This window comes from Flavobacterium sp. IMCC34518 (genome assembly GCF_027111095.2).
Lineage (GTDB): Bacteria > Bacteroidota > Bacteroidia > Flavobacteriales > Flavobacteriaceae > Flavobacterium > Flavobacterium praedii.
Genome location: NZ_CP114284.2, coordinates 1,970,841 through 1,991,629, shown reverse-complemented (window position 1 = coordinate 1,991,629; position 20,789 = coordinate 1,970,841). Strand labels below are relative to the sequence as shown.

The 20,789-nt window shown below is 33.7% G+C and carries 11 protein-coding genes and 1 tRNA gene; 7 read left to right on the top strand and 5 right to left on the bottom strand.

Annotated elements, in window-relative coordinates; genetic code table 11:
• Window positions 1–117 precede the first annotated feature (117 nt).
• The 4 genes from OZP06_RS08585 to OZP06_RS08570 form a co-directional block, all read right to left on the bottom strand.
• Window positions 118–1,983 (bottom strand): OmpA family protein, encoded by a 1,866-nt coding sequence (locus OZP06_RS08585; protein ID WP_281324486.1) that lies wholly within the window; start codon window positions 1,981–1,983, stop codon window positions 118–120.
• Window positions 1,984–2,001: 18 nt separating this feature from the next.
• A complete protein-coding gene (locus tag OZP06_RS08580) occupies window positions 2,002–2,919 on the bottom strand; it encodes a type IX secretion system membrane protein PorP/SprF (protein WP_269224518.1) in 918 nt (305 codons plus the stop codon).
• A gap of 46 nt (window positions 2,920–2,965) precedes the next feature.
• Window positions 2,966–8,977: a gliding motility-associated C-terminal domain-containing protein gene (locus OZP06_RS08575; RefSeq protein ID WP_269224517.1), complete on the bottom strand. Its 6,012-nt coding sequence runs from the start codon at window positions 8,975–8,977 to the stop codon at window positions 2,966–2,968.
• Window positions 8,978–9,523: 546 nt separating this feature from the next.
• Window positions 9,524–9,603, bottom strand: a tRNA-Leu gene (locus tag OZP06_RS08570).
• Window positions 9,604–9,894: 291 nt separating this feature from the next.
• Here OZP06_RS08570 and OZP06_RS08565 point away from each other — a divergent pair.
• From OZP06_RS08565 to pth, 3 genes are all read left to right on the top strand, one after another.
• Complete coding sequence (locus tag OZP06_RS08565) at window positions 9,895–10,836, top strand: ribose-phosphate pyrophosphokinase (RefSeq protein WP_269224516.1); 942 nt, start codon at window positions 9,895–9,897, stop codon at window positions 10,834–10,836.
• A 52-nt stretch (window positions 10,837–10,888) separates the two neighbouring features.
• On the top strand, window positions 10,889–11,497 hold the full coding sequence (locus OZP06_RS08560) for a 50S ribosomal protein L25/general stress protein Ctc (protein WP_269224515.1): 609 nt from the start codon (window positions 10,889–10,891) through the stop codon (window positions 11,495–11,497).
• A 319-nt stretch (window positions 11,498–11,816) separates the two neighbouring features.
• Entirely contained in the window at window positions 11,817–12,488 is a 672-nt protein-coding gene (gene pth, locus OZP06_RS08555; protein ID WP_269224514.1) for an aminoacyl-tRNA hydrolase, read from the top strand.
• 51 nt (window positions 12,489–12,539) lie between these two features.
• Here the strand turns inward: pth and OZP06_RS08550 are convergent, their stop codons facing one another.
• On the bottom strand, window positions 12,540–15,218 hold the full coding sequence (locus OZP06_RS08550) for a reprolysin-like metallopeptidase (protein WP_281324485.1): 2,679 nt from the start codon (window positions 15,216–15,218) through the stop codon (window positions 12,540–12,542).
• Window positions 15,219–15,436: 218 nt separating this feature from the next.
• Here OZP06_RS08550 and OZP06_RS08545 point away from each other — a divergent pair, with 218 nt between their 5' ends.
• The 4 genes from OZP06_RS08545 to bioB all read left to right on the top strand — a co-directional run bounded on the left by OZP06_RS08545 (window position 15,437) and on the right by bioB (window position 20,727).
• Window positions 15,437–16,393 carry a bifunctional riboflavin kinase/FAD synthetase gene (locus OZP06_RS08545; RefSeq protein WP_281324484.1) on the top strand — a complete coding sequence of 319 codons (957 nt, stop codon included), beginning with the start codon at window positions 15,437–15,439 and terminating at the stop codon, window positions 16,391–16,393.
• 482 nt (window positions 16,394–16,875) lie between these two features.
• On the top strand, window positions 16,876–17,925 hold the full coding sequence (locus tag OZP06_RS08540) for an IS110 family transposase (protein ID WP_269224512.1): 1,050 nt from the start codon (window positions 16,876–16,878) through the stop codon (window positions 17,923–17,925).
• Between the two features lie 1,180 nt (window positions 17,926–19,105).
• Complete coding sequence (locus OZP06_RS08535) at window positions 19,106–19,543, top strand: hypothetical protein (RefSeq protein ID WP_269224511.1); 438 nt, start codon at window positions 19,106–19,108, stop codon at window positions 19,541–19,543.
• Window positions 19,544–19,641: 98 nt separating this feature from the next.
• On the top strand, window positions 19,642–20,727 hold the full coding sequence (bioB, locus tag OZP06_RS08530; protein ID WP_269224510.1) for a biotin synthase BioB: 1,086 nt from the start codon (window positions 19,642–19,644) through the stop codon (window positions 20,725–20,727).
• Window positions 20,728–20,789 lie beyond the last annotated feature (62 nt).

The following is a 20,789-nucleotide window of genomic DNA, read 5'->3' as shown; positions in this document are numbered from 1 at the left end:
ATACAACTGGGTTGAATTTCTATTTTTTTTACGAAAACGTGATAGTGTTGAAAAGTTTAAACAAACTCACTAATTGCGAAAGTTTTGTGATATTTAAAATTTCAAAAATTAGCCGATTTACTTCACCAATAAAAATTCGGATCTTCTATTAATCGCATTTTGTTCTTCTGTGCATTTGTTTTTGCAATCAATTTTAAGTTCCGTTTCTCCAAATCCTTTGCCAGAAATTCGAGCCGCATCAATTCCTTTGGAAATCACATATTGAACTGTAGCTTTTGCTCTTTTATCCGAAAGATTTAAATTGTATTTATCATCTCCTTTGGAATCGGAATGAGATTTTACATATATCTTCAATTTGTCATTTTGTGACATTACATAAACCAATTTATCAAGCTCTTCTGCCCCTTGTTTAGTAATATTACTTTTATTAAAATCAAAGTAAATAGGGTTCAAAATAATTTCAGTTTCAGTAATTACAACATCAATAGGTTTTATGTTAACATCAACCGTAATCACTCCTCCAACAAATTTGGCAAGTGGCATTTTTTCAGTTACGTAACCATCTTTATACACTTCAATTACATAAATTTTTTCGCAATCGACATCATAAATTACTTCCCCTTTTTCATTTGATAATTGGGTGCCAATTACATTGCCTTTTTCATCCAAAATAAGCACTTTTGAATGTATCAAAACAGAATTATCTTTCACGCTTTTAACGACTACTTTTATCTTTCCTTTACAAATTGGAATAGAAGAATAAATATGATCTTCACCAGACCTATTGCTAGACACATAACCCAATTGCTTAATCGTATTATACGTTAATGCAAAATCATCTTTCTCTGAATTTACGGGTTTCCCAGCATTTTTTGGAACATCATTTGATTTCAAATCCACAAAAAACACATCCAATCCTCCAAAACCAGGCAACCCATTGGATGCAAAATACAGTATATTATCATTTGTAACAAAAGGAAAACTTTCATCTCCAGCTGTGTTAATTTTAGCTCCTAAATTTTCTGGTTTTCCGTATGTTCCATCATTATTTACTTGGACTTTCCAAATATCTATTCCACCAATAGAACCGGGCATATTTGACGAAAAATACAAAGTTTTACCCTCTTTATCAATGGATGGATTACTGGTAGAATATTTTTTGCTATTGAAAGTCATTGGGGTTATCGAAGTCCAAATGCCATTCACTTTTTGCGCTTTAAACAAATGAACCTGACCAAATTTTAGACGTTTGGCATTGTCTTTTTCATAAAGATTGGAATTAAAACTTTCGCTAGAAAAATAAATGGTATTCCCGTCTGCAGTTACGCTTACTGGACCTTCATGAAATCTGGAATTCAATTCTGAAACTGCTATTGGTGTAGAATAACTTCCATCAGCCTTTAGATTTGATTGATAAATATCCAAAAACGGCTCATCATTCCATCCGTATTTTTTACCGCCAACATTTCGAGCACTTGAAAAATATAAAACATCACCAAATAGAGCCGCTCCAAAATCAGACTTATCCGAATTAATATCCAATATTTTGACATCAAAAAGCTTTTCTTTATCAATCAGACTGGGTAAATAATTGGGATCTTTATTGAATTCTATCGCTCGTTGATCCATTGGAGCTTTTTCGGCAAAGACTTTCATTTGAATATTCGCTTCTTCATATTTAGTATTTACTTTTAGCATTTGTGCGTAATTAAAATACGTTTCAGCATCTTGATCCGTTTTTACTGCCATTGCATACCACTTAGCCGATTCAACAGTATTGAACATATTATAATAACACTCTCCTAATTGCTTATACACATAAGGATCTGCTTTACCTTTTTCGACCAAAAGAAGATATTCTTGAGTAGCTTTTACATATTCGAATCTTTCAAATAAAGCATCAGCAATTTTAGTGTTTTTATTTTGTGCCAAAAGAGAAAAACTCAATAACACAAAAAAGAAAATCATAATATTTTTTTTCATTTCAAATAACTTATAATATTAGAAGAATCTTGGGGAAAGTGATACTTTTTTGACTGGTAAAAAATCGTACAATAAAATTATCTCATGAGAAGATGAAGTAGCAATATTTAGATTTGAAACAATGTGATCATAAGCATATCCTATTCTTAAATCAGGTGTAACATTAAAATTAACTAACAAACCAAAACTATCTTGCAATCTATAAGTAGCTCCAAATTCTACTTTTTCTTGATATAAAAAGTTAGCAGAAACATCTATAGAAGTTGGGACACTAAATGCGGATTTTAACAAAAATGAGGGCTTAAATTTTAAATTTGGATTAAGATCAAAAACATAGCCCGCAGTTAAAAAATAATGAGAAACATCTGAACCATATTGTTTGCCGTCATAATCTAAATGAGCAGCCTTAATCATATTAGGTATCGAAAATGAAACATAATATTTATCGGTATAATAAAAAACACCCGCTCCCATATTGAAGGTTACATCATTGCTGTTTTTGCCAAAAATGCCTTCCGAGGGATCTGGTAAGGTAGAAATGATTTCAGCAAAATTAACTTTTTGAAAAGTCGCTCCAGCCTTAACTCCAAAAGATAAGTTACTATTTTCTCCTATTTTTAATTTATAAGCAAAATCACCATACACATTTTGTTCCGTTATTGGCCCTATTTTATCGGCAATTAAAGACAACCCAACACCAACGTTTTTTCCTACGGCACCTTCCCCGTAAAAAGTAAAAGAGGTAGGAGCATCTTCAATATCCAACCATTGTTTTCTGTACAACAACCCAAAAGTAATGTGCTCTTTGGTACCAGCATAAGCAGGATTTATAACATTCATATTGTACATGTATTGAGTATATTGAGGATCTTGTTGTGCCTTTACATCCATAACAAGCAACAGAAATAATAAAGTAGTCAGTAAAATTTTATTCATGTGTTATATATTTTTTCTAAAAAAAGTTTCTTTAATTATTTCTATTTTAATTTTCACGAATTAAATAAATCCATCCTGTTTTAGATTCACCATTATTAAACTCTATCACATAATAATAGGTCGCACTAGGAAGTGGTTCACCATTATTGGTTTGTCCAAACCATTGATCTTTGTAATTGGACTGATGATATACTTGAAGGCCATATCGATTAAAAATTTCTAATTTTTTAACATCCATCAATCGTAAATCAAAAAAATCATTTGAACCATTTCCATCTGGAGAAATACCTTTCTGAATATCGCAGTATATCGATTCAATAGTAATGTTTGAAGTTGTTTCGCAACCTGTTGAATTGGATTTCACTGTAAGGTTATAAACCAATGGATAGGTTTCTGTTATAGCAGTAGCTTCTATTATATCGCTTACATTCAAAATATTCGAATTAGTTCCAACTGTAGCTCCACTTTGATCTTTCCATATATATTCAACTGTATTTGAATCATAAGAATTTGACAACGGACTAGCTGTTACTTCATACTTATTAGACACGCAAGTCCAAGAGGATTCAAATTGAATTTCAGGAGGTATTGTACTTATTAATTGTTTGGCTCCTATGGTTTCGCAGGTAATGTTGTTTTTAAATCGAACGCTTACTATATAATTGGCAGGCGCTAAATTCTGAAAGACAGGATTATCTTGATAACCATTACCTACACTATATTCAACTCCAGCTATTCCCGCTATTTCAATTGTTCCAACAGGCACCAAACAGGTAGGTTGAATCACTGACAAAAGAGTTGGTGTAACAGGAACCAAAGGTTTTGGGTCTATAGTTGTTGCGCCCAACGATGATGCGACACAAGTAATATCTCCAACATTTCTAACATTTAAAGTATAATTATTTGGGTTAAGACCGTTGAATACATTTGAATTTTGATAGTTAATTCCATCCAAGCTATATTCTTTCCCAGTTTGAGATGCAATAGTAATGGTTCCAGATGGTATTGCGCAAGTAGGTTGAACAACACTCAAAGCTGTTGGAACTAATGGCACTGTTGGTACTGCATTGATTTTAGCAGCAACTGCAGAATTTGAAGCGCAAGTAACGTCGGCGGTGTTCCGAGCATAAAGTGTATAATCATTCGAAGCAAGGCTGCTAAAAACATTAGGCAATTGATAATTTATTCCGTCTAAACTGTATTCCATTTCTATTTGTGTTGCAATCGAAATTGTTCCTGTTGGAACGGCACAAGATGGTTGTACAAGATTTAAAACCGTTGGAACTATTGGCAAATTTGGAATTGCATCAATTTTAACGGTTGTCCCAGAATTAATAGAGCAAGAAGCATCCGAAATATTTCGAACATTCATCACATAATTTCCTGGAGGTAAAAATTCAAAAATAGTTGAAATTTGATAATTAGTTCCATCCAAACTAAACTCCATTCCTTGTTGTGGTGTAATTACAATAGTTCCCGTTGGAATGGCACAAGTAGGCTGAATACTATTCGAAACTGTTGGCATTAACGGAGGCTTCGGAATTGCATTCATTTTTGCTACTACAGTTGAAGAAACTGAAGTACAACTATTGGAATTAGAAACTTTAAAAGTATAATCGGTATCAGCCGCTAAACCAGTAAACAAATAACTAGTTCCTGAACCAGATTGAATTGTGCCAAAGGATGGAATAATAGTCCAGGTTCCAGTTGTTGGTAATCCGCTAAACATAATACTTCCTGTAGGTATTGCACAAGTTGGCTGAATCATACTATCAATAATTCCAGTTTGTAGTTTATCCAAAACAGGGCTAACCATTAATCTGTTTATGCTTTCACATCCAATTATTGGAGTAGTGGATTGTTGGGAAGCATAATAGCTCGTTCCTGTAGTAATCATTGTATTCGAAGGTAAAATAGTCCCTCCACTTGTAGCATCATACCAAACAACATTTGAATTATTTATAATCCCTTTTAATACAATTGAATTTAGTGTTGCATTTTGAGATTCACAAAAAAGAGGTGTCACAGAGTCAGCTGTTGGAGTCAAAGGATCAACAATTACTGCTGAAATTTCAAGACGATTTACACTTTCACAACCTGAAACATTTTGAGTAGCATAATATTTCATCCCATCTACCAAAGAAGTTGACACAGGCAATGAACTTCCCGAAATTGGAGCGTTATACCAAACAATTGGAGCGCTACCGGTAACTACTAAATTCGATATTTTTGCAGATTGACTGGAACAAAACAACTGTATTCCATCACCAATTGGACTTGATGGAGCATTTATAGTAACATCCACTATGACTCTTGGCGTACTTTCGCAACCAGATACTGTCTGAGAACCATAATATAAACCATTAATCAAAGACGTTGAAGACAATAATGCTGTATTTCCTGTAGCTGACGTATACCATTTTATAGAAGTTCCAGAAGTCGCTTTAGTTGTAAGAGAAGCAACTGTTGCATTTTCGGACTCACAAAAAGTTAAATTTCCATTGATTGTTATCGGTAATGGCTTATTGATAGAAACAGTTACGCTTAATTTAGTAACACTTTCACAACCAGAAATCGTTTGAGTAGCCAAATATAAACCATCAGTCAAAGATGAACTAGCAGTTAATAAAGTACCCAAAGAATCATACCATTTTACATTTGTTCCTGTTCCTGTTAAATCTGCTACAGTTGCGGAATTACAAAAAATGGGATTAGCAACAGTTGTTATGGGAGCAGCAGGTTTATTAATAGTTACAATTACTTTCAACCGCTCGACACTCTCACAAAGCAAACCAGATGTTGCTGTTTGAGAAGCATAATAATCTTCTGAATCAACTAATGCGTCCGAACTAGAAAGAGGGGTGCCACCAATTGCATCAGCATACCATTTAATATTAGTTCCAATGGCCATTAAATTTCCAACAGTAGCATTTTGAGATTCACAAAAGGTTTGGACGTTTGAACCCGTAGGTTTGGATTGCGAATTTATAGTCAGCGATACAGCAGTTCTACTGGAACTTAAACAATTATCAACAGTTTTTCTAGCTTCAGCATAATAAGTGTAAACGCCAGGCAAAGTAACGGTTGGGGTGTAAGTAGTACTGTTTGGCAATATAGAAACACCCCCACTATTTGTTGGATACCAATCTACCGTTTCTCCTGCATTAACTGTAGCTGACAAACTAAGATTAACCTGCCCTTCGCAAATAGAGTTGTTCCCTCCAGTAATTGGATTGCTTATAATGGCACATGCACAATTGGGAGCGGTTACAACAATAGATTCAATACACCCATTTCCTTTATCAGCCGAAATGGTAATATTGGTTCCTGCAGGAATATTAGTTATAGAATTTCCAGCTATCACTCCAACAGCTGGTATTCTTGTAATAGTACTTCCACTGTTAACAGTAAAAGCTACAGTATAGGATAATAAATCAGCCGAACACGTTTTTGTCGTGATATTCAAAAATGGAGAATCCTTTATTTCTAAAACAACAGCTGTTCTTGAAGTGCTTGAACAAGAAGCTATGTTATTCTGCGCATAAAAAGTTATAGTACCAACTGCATTTAAAACTGGACTAGTAACTATAGTTCCGTTTGTCATAGCATTATACCAAACAATTGTTCCGGTTGCAACAGATGCATTTGCTGTTAGAGTTTGTAAAGGACTCGATGCACAAACCGATTGATTTCCTCCACTTACAGCCAGTTGTGGATTATTTATTGTAACTGTAAGCGCATATCTGGCAGCGCTTTCGCAAGTTCCAATTGTTTGAGAAGCATAATATGTAGTACCAGAAACCAAAACTACCGAAGTAGAAAGAGCACTTCCTCCAGTTGAATTGGCGTACCATTTAATAGTTCCTGCCCCTGACGCCAATAGATCGGCTATTGTTCCAGAGTTGCAAACTGTTTGTGTACCAGAACCCGTTGGAACTGGAGTTACATTTATTGTAGCTGTAGTTGTAGATCTTGAAAAACTTTCACAAGATAATGTACCTGTAATTGTTTGTGTGGCATAATAGGTTTCTCCATTTACTAAATCAGTATTGGGATCTAATGGCAAACCTCCTACTGGAGCCGCATACCATTTTACGTCAGTACCGGTTGCAACTAAATCACTAATTTTTGCTGAATTACAAAATGTTTGAGTAGCTGCTATTATAGGGCCTGCCGGATCATCCACAATAACATTTACTTGCAAACGAGCAATACTTTTACAAGAAGTTGTCGCATTGGTTTGTTCTGCATAATAAGAACCCGTCACTACATCTGTATTAGTGGGAATCGCTGTGCCACCAATAGCTGTTGAAAACCATTCTATATTATTTCCTGTAGCAACCAAGTCACTAACTTTTGGGATATTTAATTTACAAAAATTTTGATTGGAAAAACCTGTTGGAGCATCTGTAACATTATAAACAACTGTAATATCAGCAGATGATACACTACATTGACCACTTGAAATAGTCCAAGTAAAAACATAAGTTCCTGTCACACTAACGGTAGCTGTAGTATTCCCAAGAGAATTATCACTAAATGTAACAGTTCCTGGTCCTGATTTTTGAGACCAAACTCCTGTTCCTACTGATGGTGTATTTCCTCCCAGAGGAGCACTCGTCAAAGAACATCTAGATTGATTCGCTCCTACATTAGCAATAGTTGGACTGGATGCAAAATTAATTGGTAAACTTGCGGTAGAATAACAAGGAGTCATTGCTGCACCTGCCACAACAACAGGATTTGGAGCTTCAAGATTATAATCGACTGCTCCACTTCCATAATCCGTAGTTCTAGTTGCGGGGCTTAAAAAAGAGTTTGTGACATTATAATTAGACGAAGAGTTATCTTGCATTGTAAAAGCAAAAAATTTAACGTCTCCACCAGTATAACCAACTAATGCTTTGGATACTTGCACTTCAAATCCTAAATTATTATCTGTGGTTCCTGTATTATTTTTATTAACACCCATTACAGCAGTTGGAGTTCCAGTGGCAGCAGTTCCTAAATAGGTTTTGGTAGAATTTCCAGTTTTCAATTCTATTACGTCAGCATAATAATTCGTTTCACCAGTATCTGTAGCAATTGCAATACAATAATCAGCGGCAAAATAAGAATCAAAAGTACTGGGATTGTTGTTAAAATAATTAAAAGCTCTTACATCTGGTAGCGATCCATTTTCGTCACCATAATTAGAAACATTAAATCCACCTGGCTTGGTATCTAGAAAAACCATTATCCTTCTAAAATTTAAAGCTTTACCAGCAATCCCAAAAACCAATTTATCTTCGGTTGAACTTATTTTTAAGGCATTAATATATCCATTTGCTGCATTTCCAGACAAAGAAGCCCCACCAACATTGTCTTCCAACACTCCTGTCCCCCAAGCACTTTCGGTAAGATTTCCGTCTAATGTTACTGCATATCTGGATCGAACGCTTACTATTTGACCATTAGTCAATGCATTCGTAGTAAATAATTTACTGCTTGACATTGCCTGCTTAACAACACCATCAACTGAAAATTCAAATAAATCAGCTCCTCCTGAAGCTGTAAAAGTAACCGAAGTCCCTAAACACAAAGGATTGGAAGTGTTATTTATTGGATTTGACGACAAAGAAACTGCTGGAGGAATATTATATACCGATGCTACAACTGGAACACGAGTACTAGTACCCAATCCTGATCTAGCAGAAACGTAAAAAGTAGTAGTTGCTGAAACATTTGGACTATAAGTATTTCCAGTTGCCAAAACCGTTGGACTAGTTTGACTAGAAAACCATTCGATGATATCACCAGTAGCTCCAGTAGCCGAAAGAGTCACTATACCTGGCCCACAGGAACTACCCGCTACTGTGTTAGGAGGAGTGATTACTGCTAAAGCTTTTAACGACAAATAAGAAGTGTTATATAAAGAATTTTTAGTACCAATACTTTTTGAAAGAAAAATATTATCTTTATGGGTTGTAAACGTTGCTAAATTCGCAAAATTTACCGCAATTAATTTATTGCTTAATAAAATGATAATAAGAAAAATTAAACGTAATATTATTTTCATCAATCTTGTTTTACTGTTAAAAAAATAACGATTTAGTAACCTTTAAGGTTTTAAAAGTAAATCATTAATTACATTTAAAATAATCTCTTTTTTAACAATAAAAACTACAACGTTGTAGTGTTTACAAATTTTCAAAAAATAGTAAATTAAAGCCACTATTTCTTAATAAATTGATATTTGGTCGACAAACAAACACATTTAATCGATTTTTAATATAACATAATTCATAAAAAATGTAATATTTAATTTAACAAAATTTAATAAATTAACAGTAAAAAATACATAAAATCCAGCTATACGAAATTATTTTTTGATAGTAATATATTACAAGTTTAGAAAGTTAATGCTTAATTAAAAGTTTGCACAAAGAAAGAGTAAGAAAACAAAAAAGTTAAAAAAATTAGTCTAATAAAACATTCAATTGAAAATGTTATACAAAAAAAAGGAATCAAAAAAAAAGAATTGTAGAAGACCCGGAATGAGGAATATAAAAAGTATTCGAATATTTAAAAACCAAAAAAACCGCTTCTTTCGAAGCGGTTTTTGTACCCGGAGCCGGAGTCGAACCGGCACGGTTTCCCACAGGTGTTTGAGACCAGCGCGTCTACCAATTCCGCCATCCGGGCTTAGCTAGACATGAAATAATAAAAGAATTATTTCAACGCAATAAAGAGACAATTAAAATTAACAACTATCTTTTCCTTTAACACGGTGCAAATGTAAAAAATATTTTTAAACATTCTAATAAAAATACTTAATTTTTTCCTTTCAGAGTTGATTTTATTTTCTAAATTTGCACCTCGTTAAAAACGGTACACACAACTAACTACACTCGAGGCATTTATATTCTTCTGACTTTGTACAAATTGATAAAGTCCTATTATATAAAGAGCTTCGAAATTAAAACAACAAATTAAATGTCACACCTAGAACCAGAAGCTAAAATTTTTGCTTGTTCAAAAAGTGAATATCTTGCAGAGAAAATCGCAAAAGAATACGGCATCCCAATGGGAAAAGTTACCATATCTACTTATAGTGATGGTGAATTTCAACCTTCGTATGAAGAATCTATCAGAGGATTGCGTGTATTTATAGTATGCTCAACGTTTCCTACTGCCGATAATTTAATGGAATTATTATTGATGATTGACGCTGCAAAACGTGCATCAGCAAGACACATTACCGCTGTAATACCTTATTTCGGTTGGGCAAGACAAGACAGAAAAGACAAACCAAGAGTTCCGATAGGAGCAAAACTAGTAGCCAATTTACTAGATGCTGCAGGAGCGACCAGAATAATGACCATGGACCTGCATGCTGATCAAATACAAGGTTTCTTTGAGAAACCAGTAGATCATCTTTTTGCATCCACAATCTTTTTGCCGTATGTAGAAAGTTTAGGTCTTGACAATTTAATGATTGCTTCACCAGATATGGGAGGATCGAAAAGAGCTTACGCTTATTCTAAATTCTTAAATTCTGAAGTAGTAATCTGTTACAAACAAAGAAAAGCGGCCAATGTTATTGAAACAATGGAACTTATCGGAGAAGTAAAAGGAAAAAATGTAATCTTAGTAGATGACATGATTGATACTGGAGGAACTTTGGCGAAAGCCGCCGATTTAATGATCGAAAAAGGAGCCTTAAGCGTTAGAGCCATTTGTACACACGCCATATTATCAGGTGCTGCTTACGAGAAAATAGAAAATTCAAAATTATTGGAATTAATTGTAACCGATTCTATTCCGTTAAAGAAACAATCTAACAAAATAAGAGTAGTGAGTTGTGCACCACTTTTTGCTGAAGTAATGCACATGGTACACCACAACAATTCAATTAGCGGGAAGTTTTTAATGTAATGCCCCCTAAACTAGAAAAAGAGTTTAATTAATAACTATATAAATTTTTACAATGAAATCGATTACAATTAAAGGATCAGAAAGAGAAAGCGTAGGTAAAGTAGCAACTAAAGCCTTACGTAATGCTGGATTGGTTCCTTGCGTATTATACGGAGGAAGTCAAGCAGTTCATTTTTCAGCGGAAGTTATAGCTTTCAAGAACTTGGTTTACACTCCAAACGCACACACAGTTGTGATTGAGCTTGGTGAAGGAAAAACGTACAGCGCAATTTTGCAAGACATTCAAGTGCACCCAGTATCAGACAAAATTTTACACATTGACTTCTTTCAAATCCATGAGGATAAAGAAATCACTATGGAAGTTCCAGTAAAAATTGTTGGTAACTCAAAAGGAGTTATGGCAGGTGGAGATTTACGTTTAAACAACCGTAAATTAAAAGTAAGAGCTTTACCAAAAAATCTTCCAGATTTCGTTGAGGCTGACATTACACCTCTTGACATGGGTAACAAATTATACGTTACTAAAGTGCCAACGCCAAACTTCAAAATCATGCACCCAGACAATACAGTAATTTGTCAAGTGAAGATCTCTCGTGCCGCTATGAAAGCAGCGCAAGAAGCAGCAAAAGCAGCAAAAGCTCCTGCAAAAAAGAAAAAATAATACTTTTTCAATCTATATCAAAAGCATCAGTTTCTCAACTGGTGCTTTTTTTTTGAATAGAAGCGAAAGATTAGGCATATCAGGAAACAGGATTCCCGCTGTCCTTCCAAATCTTTTATTTTTCTAAGAAAAAATAAAAGGATTTTCCTTCCCATCGGGGCTAAAGAGAAACATAGTGTCCTTTTGAAAACATTCTTTAAATTAATTCCAAATTTCAAAATTTAGAATTTAAAATAATTTTACCTTTTCTGTATTCTAATCCCTTGGTTCTTTTTACTTGATTCTTTCCTCTTTATACTTTTTACACTATTTTTGCACCATGATAAAATGGATAAAAAACCTGTTTTCATCACCAAAAACAGTAACGAGAATCGATAACATGAAACTAGAGGTTCACGAACCCCAAAAAACAATAAATAACGTGAGTACTAAATTTTTAATCGTAGGCCTTGGCAACATTGGCTCCGAATACGTAAATACCCGACACAACATTGGTTTCAAAGTCGTAGATTTCCTAGCGAAGAAAGAAGGAGTTTCATTCGAAACCGTCAAACTTGGCGCGCTGGCCGAATACAAATTCAAAGGAAGAACTTTTTTGCTTCTTAAACCAAACACTTACATGAATCTAAGTGGAAAAGCGGTAAAATATTGGATGGATAAAGAAAACATTTCTCTAGAAAACATTTTTATCATCACCGATGATTTGAATCTTTCGTTCGGAACCATTCGCATTCGAAAAAAAGGGAGTGATGGCGGACACAACGGACTCAAAAACATTAATCTCGTGCTAAACACACAAGAATACACCCGCTTCCGATTTGGCATAAGCGATGAATTCAAAAAAGGGCAACAAATTGATTACGTTTTGGGCGATTGGGACGATACCGAAAAGGCAAAACTTCCAGAAAGACTAGAACTCGCCTCCGAAATCATAAAATCTTTCGGAACAGCAGGTATAGAAAATACAATGACCACCTATAACGGAAAATAAAAAAAGGAGACAAACTTAATTGTCTCCTTTTTTTATACGTTTAATACTTAATTAATTCACAATAATCTTAGATGATCCTTTTCGATCGCCATCAACAACGGTAACAATATAAGTTCCAGAAGGAACATTTTCTAATTGTACATTTTGAATAAAATCCCCAGTATTTTTAAACTTTTTATTGTAAATTTTTCTACCCAATACATCCGTTACAAAAACTTGAATATCTGATGCATTAGAACTTGTAAAACGAACAGTAAAATTACCAGTATTCGGATTTGGGTACAATACAAAATCATTGATTTCAAAACTAGACGTTGCAAGAGTAGCATAAGAACTCGAACAAATCTTTAATGTAGCTGTATTTATTGTGCCTGTATCACCTACTCCAGTATCCCTAAACCTCAATTTCCAAGTTCCCCCTGGATTCTCTCCATTAAAAGCAGATAATACTCCTGCAGGAACAACTGTTTGATTGGTAGTAGAACCACATTCCAGAGCTCCTCCTAAATCATCATACGTTAAATCTAAAGTAGTACTTGTTGCACCACAAGACTTATCAAATAATTTAACTATAGTTCCTGATGGACTTATTATATCAATTTGAACATCCGAAATGTAGGTATGGGTAAAATTAACGTTGAAATTTACATCAGTAATTTCTGAAGTGGATGCTGGGACTACTATCGTTTTTTCAGAATAAGTTGGCGATTCTAGTATAGCAAAACCACCAGCAAAAACATAAGAATTACATAAAGTCGTGACACTATAACCCAAAGAAAAAGGTTTTCCGTTTACAGCATAATACACATTGGCAGTAGGTTCAATCAGAATTCTACAATTTTTAGCAGCCGTCAAAGGAGCGGTTATTACTTCGGAGCCATCATTTGGTGTATTAGTTGCTAAAAATACTGGAAATGTCAAACCTCCATCAGTAGATAACTTAATATTCACATTGGCAGATCCAGCTAACGAATTTGTTCCATTAACACTCCAATTAATTGTTTGTGAAGAACCCAAAACCCAACTAGAATCGGAGATGTTTTGCGAAGTTATTGCAAAAGGACCTTTGTTGCCATCAACAGTCACAACCATAGCATCTGTGTTCGTTTGTCCTAAACCCAAAATTGCATTATCTCTTCCTGTCAAAACAAAATTTAAACTTCTACCGACATTCGAAACTGATTCCCAAGTTGTAAACAATTGACCAGCCAAAACTTTAGAATAGTCAGGGAAATAACGTTTGGAAACCGTACTCGGCACTAAAGACCTGAAATTTGGTCCGGCAGGTTTTGCACCATAAGCAATACTATTTGCAACACTTTCATTGGTAGTAGCGGAGTCATTCTGTTCCCAACAATACGTCATGGTGTTTCCATTAGGATCGGATCCACTTCCATTCAAAACAAAAGCAGTACTTTTTGGAATTATATAATCCAAACCTGCATTGACAGTTGGAGTTTGATTGACTAAAGTTGTATTTACACCACATTTTGAAGCCAAATTATCCTGTATTTGCAAAATACTAGCATAAGCAAAATAATCATCGGATTGACTTTGAACATCGTAATCAGTTATTCCCGCATACCCCATAATTGTTGAACCACTACCAGGCTCAACACTTACTCCAGTTGGTTCTACAACATTGGAAAAAGTATGATTCGCGCCCAATTGATGACCCATTTCATGTGCTACATAATCAATGTCAAAAGAATCACCTTCAGGTTTACCATTGGATGGAGATGTAAAGCCACTTCCTTTACCTGCGGGAACAGAAGTAGTGGGACCCACACACACACAACCAATACATCCAGCATCGCCGGCACCGCCAGAATCACCAAACAAATGACCAATATCATAATTAGCATTACCAATAGTTGCAGTTAAATTATTTTGTAATTCTAGATTCCATGCACCATTAGCTCCAGCTGTAGGGTCAGAATAAGGGTCTGTAGCGGCATTGGTATATACAATCAAATTATTATTAGCAATAATTTCCAATTTCAGCGCCAAGTCTTTATTAAAAACCCCGTTTACTCTTGTCATTGTTGCATTCATTGCTGCCAAAGCTTTCGCAACTGTTCTCCCAAAATATGTAGTATATTCTCCCGTGCAAGACAAAGCCAGACGCATCGTTTTAAATACACCATTATTAGATTTTAAATTTGTTGCTTTTTTTACTAAACTACTATTCAAAGCAACATCAACAGTTTTACAAGTTAAGGGTAAATCTCCTTTGTTTCTGTATTTAGACGTTTTAACGATATAATACGATTTGTTTTCGGTTGAAGGTTCAATAAATTCGGATCCGCTGTCTCCTCTCAAAACCATTGTTTGAATTCCATTTGGAGAAACGCTAAAGTTAATCGATGCTTTTGGATCAGAAATACCAATACCCGAATAAGCACGAATTTCAGGATACTTTGCTTGAAGTTCAGGTGCAAAATTTGAAGATTCCACCACTGTAAATTGCTCCATTTTTCCATTACTGTTCGGAATTGAAACAACAACACTGTTCCCTGTTGCAGCTCCTGAATGAAGGTTTGCTAAAGATAGCTTGAACTCTGTTTCATTTAATGCATACAATCGTTGCTCTCCAAATCGAGAATTAGTGTCCTCTCTTTGTGAAAGCTCTTTTTGTGAACTATTCACTTCTGTCCATAAAGACTTGACTTGGGAATGGGCCGAACAAAAAATTAAAAAAGCAGTCAAACAACTAAAAATTCTCATCATAATACTAAAATTGATACACAAAATTAATTCATTTGCAATGGAATACACAACGATTTAAAAAATGATTTAACTAATTAAGCAAACAAAAGTTATATGCAATAACTCCAATTATAAAACTCCAACTCCAATTAAAGACCCACAGTGCTTAAAATTGGAACTTCTTATTCTTCTTTTTAAAATAGATAGTATAAATTTGCACAATATTAAAAACAAGTATTTTGAAGATTTTTCATTCTATAAACGATTTCTACATTGGTTCTGGAGAAAACATAAAAAAGACAATCCTTACACTAGGTACCTTTGACGGTGTTCATTTTGGACATAAAAAAATACTGGAAAAACTAACTCAAAGTACAGAAAACGATAAATACGAAAGTTTAGTACTGACTTTTTTTCCGCATCCCAGAATAGTTTTGCAAGAAGAATCAGGCATAAAACTACTCAATACCCTAGAAGAAAAAATCGCCTTATTGGATAAGATAGGAATTCAAAATCTAGTCATTCATCCTTTTGACGAAAGTTTTTCTAGATTGACTGCAGAAGAATTTGTGAAAAATATACTAGTTGATCAATTTCATATTCATAAAATAATAATTGGACACGACCACCGATTTGGTCGCAACAGAACTGCCAATATTAAAGATTTAAAAGAATTTGGCAAACAATATAATTTTGAAGTAGAAGAGATTTCGGCACAAGAAATAAATGAAGTCTCCGTTAGTTCTACAAAAATACGTCAGGCACTTGACGATGGTAATGTAGCTCTGGCCAATAAATATTTAGGCTATGATTATTCACTAACTGGTATTGTAACTAAGGGTAAACAATTGGGGAGAACTATTGGTTTTCCTACTGCGAATTTAAAATTAGAAGAAAATTTTAAGCTCATTCCTAAAAATGGTGTTTATATAGTTAAGAGTACTATCAACTCCAGAATAGTTTTGGGAATGATGAATATTGGATTTAACCCTACAGTTGAAGGAAATAAGCAAACCATCGAAATTAATTTTTTCGATTTTGATGAAAATTTATACGGTCAAAAAATAACCGTTTCCATACTAGAAAGGATACGATCGGAACAAAAATTTGACTCCATAGCGCTTCTTTCAGCGCAATTGCAAAAGGACAAAAAAACGGCTTTGGCCTATTTTGAAATCAATAAAATTGTAATGTAAACTGGATACAATTTTATATCATAAAAACTATATCCTTTAAAATTTATTAGAAATATAAAATAGTTTAACCCGTTGGATAAAATAAAAATTTAACCACATTAAATCATAGATTAATGCTAAATTGACTAAGAATAAATAGAAATAGCATTATTTCACGCGTAGAATTGCTATGTTAATAGTTAAACGTCTATTTCTTTCTTTTAAAAAATATAAATTCTATGTTTCTTCTATGTTTGCGAAGTTATCGATTTTAATTATTAAAGTCAATAAATTTGAGTAATGAAGTGAAAAGGAATGAGAGAACATATGTATTTAAATAGTTCAAAGAAATATATTGACACATAGAAAAATCCTCATTCTTTTTTATCTTTTAGAGTCTGAACAGAATGTAAGAAATTAGACAAGTTTTAATATCCAGAATATCCAATTAGGAGAAAAGACAAAGGAAAATTCATCACTTTATAAATTTAAACTTTAAAGTTATGAAAGAATTAAAACAAGTAGTAGGAATTGATGTAGCTCAAAAAGAATTAGTGGTTACTTTAGGTAGAATGTTTGAAGATTTATCAATTGAATTGTATGCTTACAAGGTTTTTAAAAATACCGAGAAAGGATTTGTTGGACTATCAGATTGGGTAAAAAAAGTATCTAAAGCAGAGTTAAAAGTTGTTTACGTAATGGAAGCTACGGGTGTTTATCATCAAAAATTTGCTTACTATTTAGATAAGAATAGTTATGAGGTTTGTATCGTATTACCGAACAAAATAAGCAATTACATCCGAACTTTAGACATTAAAACCATTACTGATAAAACGAGTTCACAAGCTATTGCTCGATTTGGATTGGAACGGAAATTAGATTTATGGAATCGCCCCAAAAGTGTTTATAAAAACTTACAGCAGCTAACCAGAGAACGCAATCAGATTGTTTCAGAGCGAGTTATTGTAAAAAATCAAATGCACGCAGAAGAATCAGAAGCCGAGCCAAATGAGAATAGTTTAAACCGTATAAAGGCAAGAATCAGATTCTTAAACAGTCAGGAAAAAGAGATTAAAAAAGACATTAGTGTTATAGTAAGAAGTGATGAAAATTTAAAAAAAGAAATAGATATCATTTGCACATTGCCAGGCGTTGGAGAGTTAACAGCTGTAATTGTTTTGGCAGAAACTAATGGTTTTGAACTGATAAGGAATAAAAGACAATTAACAAGTTATGCAGGTTTAGATATAAAAGAAAAGCAATCGGGTACATCAATAAAAGGAAAACCTCGAATTTCAAAAAAAGGAAATAGAAGTTTGAGAAAAGAAATGCACTTTCCAGCATTGGTAGCTGTAAAATGGGATGAAAATTTCAGAGAATTATATGCCAGAATAGTATCAAAACACGGCATAAAAATGAAAGCCTTGGTAGCTGTTCAAAGAAAAATACTAGAAATGATTTTTATTGTATTCAAAAACAAAACCACATACGACAAAGAATATGAAAACAAAAAACAAGCACAAAAAAATAGTGTGCAAACACAAAAGGTTTAAACACGCTATAGAGTCTAGTTCTAGGACTGACTTAAAAACAAAATTATAAAAAAATATAGATTAAATTTTGAAATCAACACAAAATCTATGAGGTAAAAAATAATTTCAACCAAAGTGTTAATAAAACTAAACATAGACCAAAAGTCAATAATTTTAGTTGGCAGACAGAATTAACAAGGTTGTTGTTGCAGTTATAAATATGAAAATTCACAAGACTTAAAACGCAAAATAGCAGTAGAAACAAAATCTATAAAGAATATATTTTAACCATTTTTCAATAAAACTCAAAATATAGAAAATAATACTTTTCTAGAAACGACTTCCTTTTAAGTGAGGGATAGCCGGCAATGTCATTATGTTAAGGGTTTCTCACTACGCTTTTTCAAAATATAACTCTCGCAAAGACGCGAAGACGCAAAGAAATAGCTCTTAACTTGGAATCTTGGCGAGAAAAAACAAAGCTTAACTTAATGACATTGGGATAGTCGGCAATGTCATTATGTTAAGGGTTTCTCACTACGCTTTTTCAAAATATAACTCTCGCAAGGACGCGAAAACGCAAAGAAATAGCTCTTAACATGGCGACTTGGCGAGAAAAAACAAAGCTTAACTTAATGACATTGGGATAGTCGGCAATGTCATTATGTTAAGGGTTTCACACTACGCTTTTTCAAAATATAACTCTTGCAAAGACGTGAAGACGCAAAGAAATAGCTCTTAACTTGGCATCTTGGCGAGAAAAAACAAAGCTTAACTTAATTACATTGAGATAGTCGGCAATGTCATTATGTTAAGGGTTTCTCACTACGCTTTTTCAAAATATAACTCTCGCAAAGACGCGAAGACGCAAAGAAATAGCTCTTAACTTGGCATCTTGGCGAGAAAAAACAAAGCTTAACTTAATGACATTGGGATAGACGGAAGTTACCGAAGTAGCACGGATAGCCCGACCGCATTGTAGAAAGGGGGCGAATAAGCGGTGTCTAATTTAGGTCACTTTATTTTATGGTGGCACTCCCCAAAAAGTTTTTTACAAATAATTTTTTTTTTATCAGAAAAGGATAAAAAACTACGAAATCGTTTTTTATTTATTTTTATTGACAATTTTTTTTTAAATTTATATCAAACTAAATGATTATCAGTGCTATATTACATTTCTCACTTTTAAAAATAAATAATTATGAAAGTAAAAAAAGAAATTAAAAATGGATATTTCATTTTTATATCAGTTGGAATCTTTTTTCTGTTAATGGAGTTTCTTGGTTTATCCAATGTTTTCTATTTGAGATTAATTAATATGTTTTTTATAATTTACGCAGTAAATGACACGCTTCTATTTAGGATTAAACATAGAAAATTCAATTTTGTACGCAATGCTGTGGCTGCAATGACTACATCCATTATTGGAGTAACTTTGAGTATAATTGGACTCTTTATATATAGTTACATAAGAGGTGGAGATAAATATATTCAACAATTATCAGAAACTTTTTTATTTGGCGGACACCCTTCCATAAACATGTATTGTATAACTTTATTTTTTGAGGGAATTGCTTCATCTGTTATTATTACCATGTTATTGATGTTGTATTATAATGACAAATTTATAGCAGATTAAACTGATTTTAAAACTATTCAGAGTAAGTCTTTTTAAGACGACTGCTTTGCATCTTTAGAACAATTTGATTACTTTTGAGCCATCAAAAAAAAGGATCAATGAGCATCACAAAACACAACTGGACAAAAGAAGAAATTATTTCAATATACAATAAACCAATGATGGATTTGCTTTTTGAAGCAGCAACTATTCATCGCGAACACCATGACCCAAATGTAGTACAGGTTTCTACTTTGGTATCTATAAAAACAGGTGGCTGTTCTGAAGATTGCGGGTATTGCCCACAAGCAGCTCGATATGACACAGGAGTTGAAGGTAATAATTTGATGTCTGTAAATCAAGTTAAAGATCAAGCAATCCAAGCAAAATCGGGAGGTTCGTCCCGTGTATGCATGGGAGCAGCGTGGAGAAATGTAAAAGATGGACCAGAATTTGACCAAGTTTTAGAAATGGTTCGTACCATTAACAAAATGGATATGGAGGTTTGTTGTACCTTGGGTATGATTACCGAAAATCAAGCACAACGTTTATCAGAAGCCGGTTTATACGCCTATAATCATAATTTGGATACTTCAGAAGATTACTATAAAGAAGTGATTTCAACACGTGGTTTTGAAGATCGTTTACAAACTATAGAAAATGTACGCAAAACTAATGTTACAGTTTGTAGTGGTGGAATTATAGGAATGGGCGAAAGTATCGAGGATAGAGCAGGAATGCTCGTTGCCCTTTCTACTTTATATCCACAACCGGAATCAACACCGATCAATGCATTGGTTCCTGTAGAAGGAACACCAATGGAGAACGAAAAACCAGTAGATATTTGGGAAATGATCCGAATGGTAGCTACTACCAGAATTGTAATGCCAGAAACACAAGTACGTCTATCAGCAGGGAGAATGAACATGAGTCGTGAAGGTCAAGCAATGTGTTTTTTAGCAGGAGCCAACTCTATTTTTGCTGGAGATAAATTACTGACTACACCAAATCCAGACGTGAATGAAGACATGAAAATGTTTGAACTTTTGGGTTTAAAACCTCAAAAACCATTTACTAAAGTAGCACAGCGTCCGACAATTGAAGCCGTAGATTCGCAATTTGAATCTCTTGGAGAAAAACCAAAATGGACAAGACCAAGTCATACAATTGAAAAAAACATAGAAGCCTCTATAAAAGGAAAATAATTTTTTCTAAACTAAAATGAAGCCCCCTTTTCGATTTGATAATGGGGCTTCTTTGTTTATTA

Excerpts from the sequence above, each read along its gene's own strand:
- bioB (WP_269224510.1), top strand. The coding sequence starts at position 19,642 with ATGAGCATCACAAAACACAACTGGACAAAAGAAGAAATTATTTCAATA.
- OZP06_RS08585 (WP_281324486.1), bottom strand. The coding sequence starts at position 1,983 with ATGAAAAAAAATATTATGATTTTCTTTTTTGTGTTATTGAGTTTTTCT.
- pth (WP_269224514.1), top strand. The coding sequence starts at position 11,817 with ATGATAAAATGGATAAAAAACCTGTTTTCATCACCAAAAACAGTAACG.
- OZP06_RS08540 (WP_269224512.1), top strand. The coding sequence starts at position 16,876 with ATGAAAGAATTAAAACAAGTAGTAGGAATTGATGTAGCTCAAAAAGAA.
- OZP06_RS08580 (WP_269224518.1), bottom strand. The coding sequence starts at position 2,919 with ATGAATAAAATTTTACTGACTACTTTATTATTTCTGTTGCTTGTTATG.
- OZP06_RS08535 (WP_269224511.1), top strand. The coding sequence starts at position 19,106 with ATGAAAGTAAAAAAAGAAATTAAAAATGGATATTTCATTTTTATATCA.
- OZP06_RS08560 (WP_269224515.1), top strand. The coding sequence starts at position 10,889 with ATGAAATCGATTACAATTAAAGGATCAGAAAGAGAAAGCGTAGGTAAA.
- OZP06_RS08575 (WP_269224517.1), bottom strand. The coding sequence starts at position 8,977 with ATGAAAATAATATTACGTTTAATTTTTCTTATTATCATTTTATTAAGC.
- OZP06_RS08565 (WP_269224516.1), top strand. The coding sequence starts at position 9,895 with ATGTCACACCTAGAACCAGAAGCTAAAATTTTTGCTTGTTCAAAAAGT.
- OZP06_RS08550 (WP_281324485.1), bottom strand. The coding sequence starts at position 15,218 with ATGATGAGAATTTTTAGTTGTTTGACTGCTTTTTTAATTTTTTGTTCG.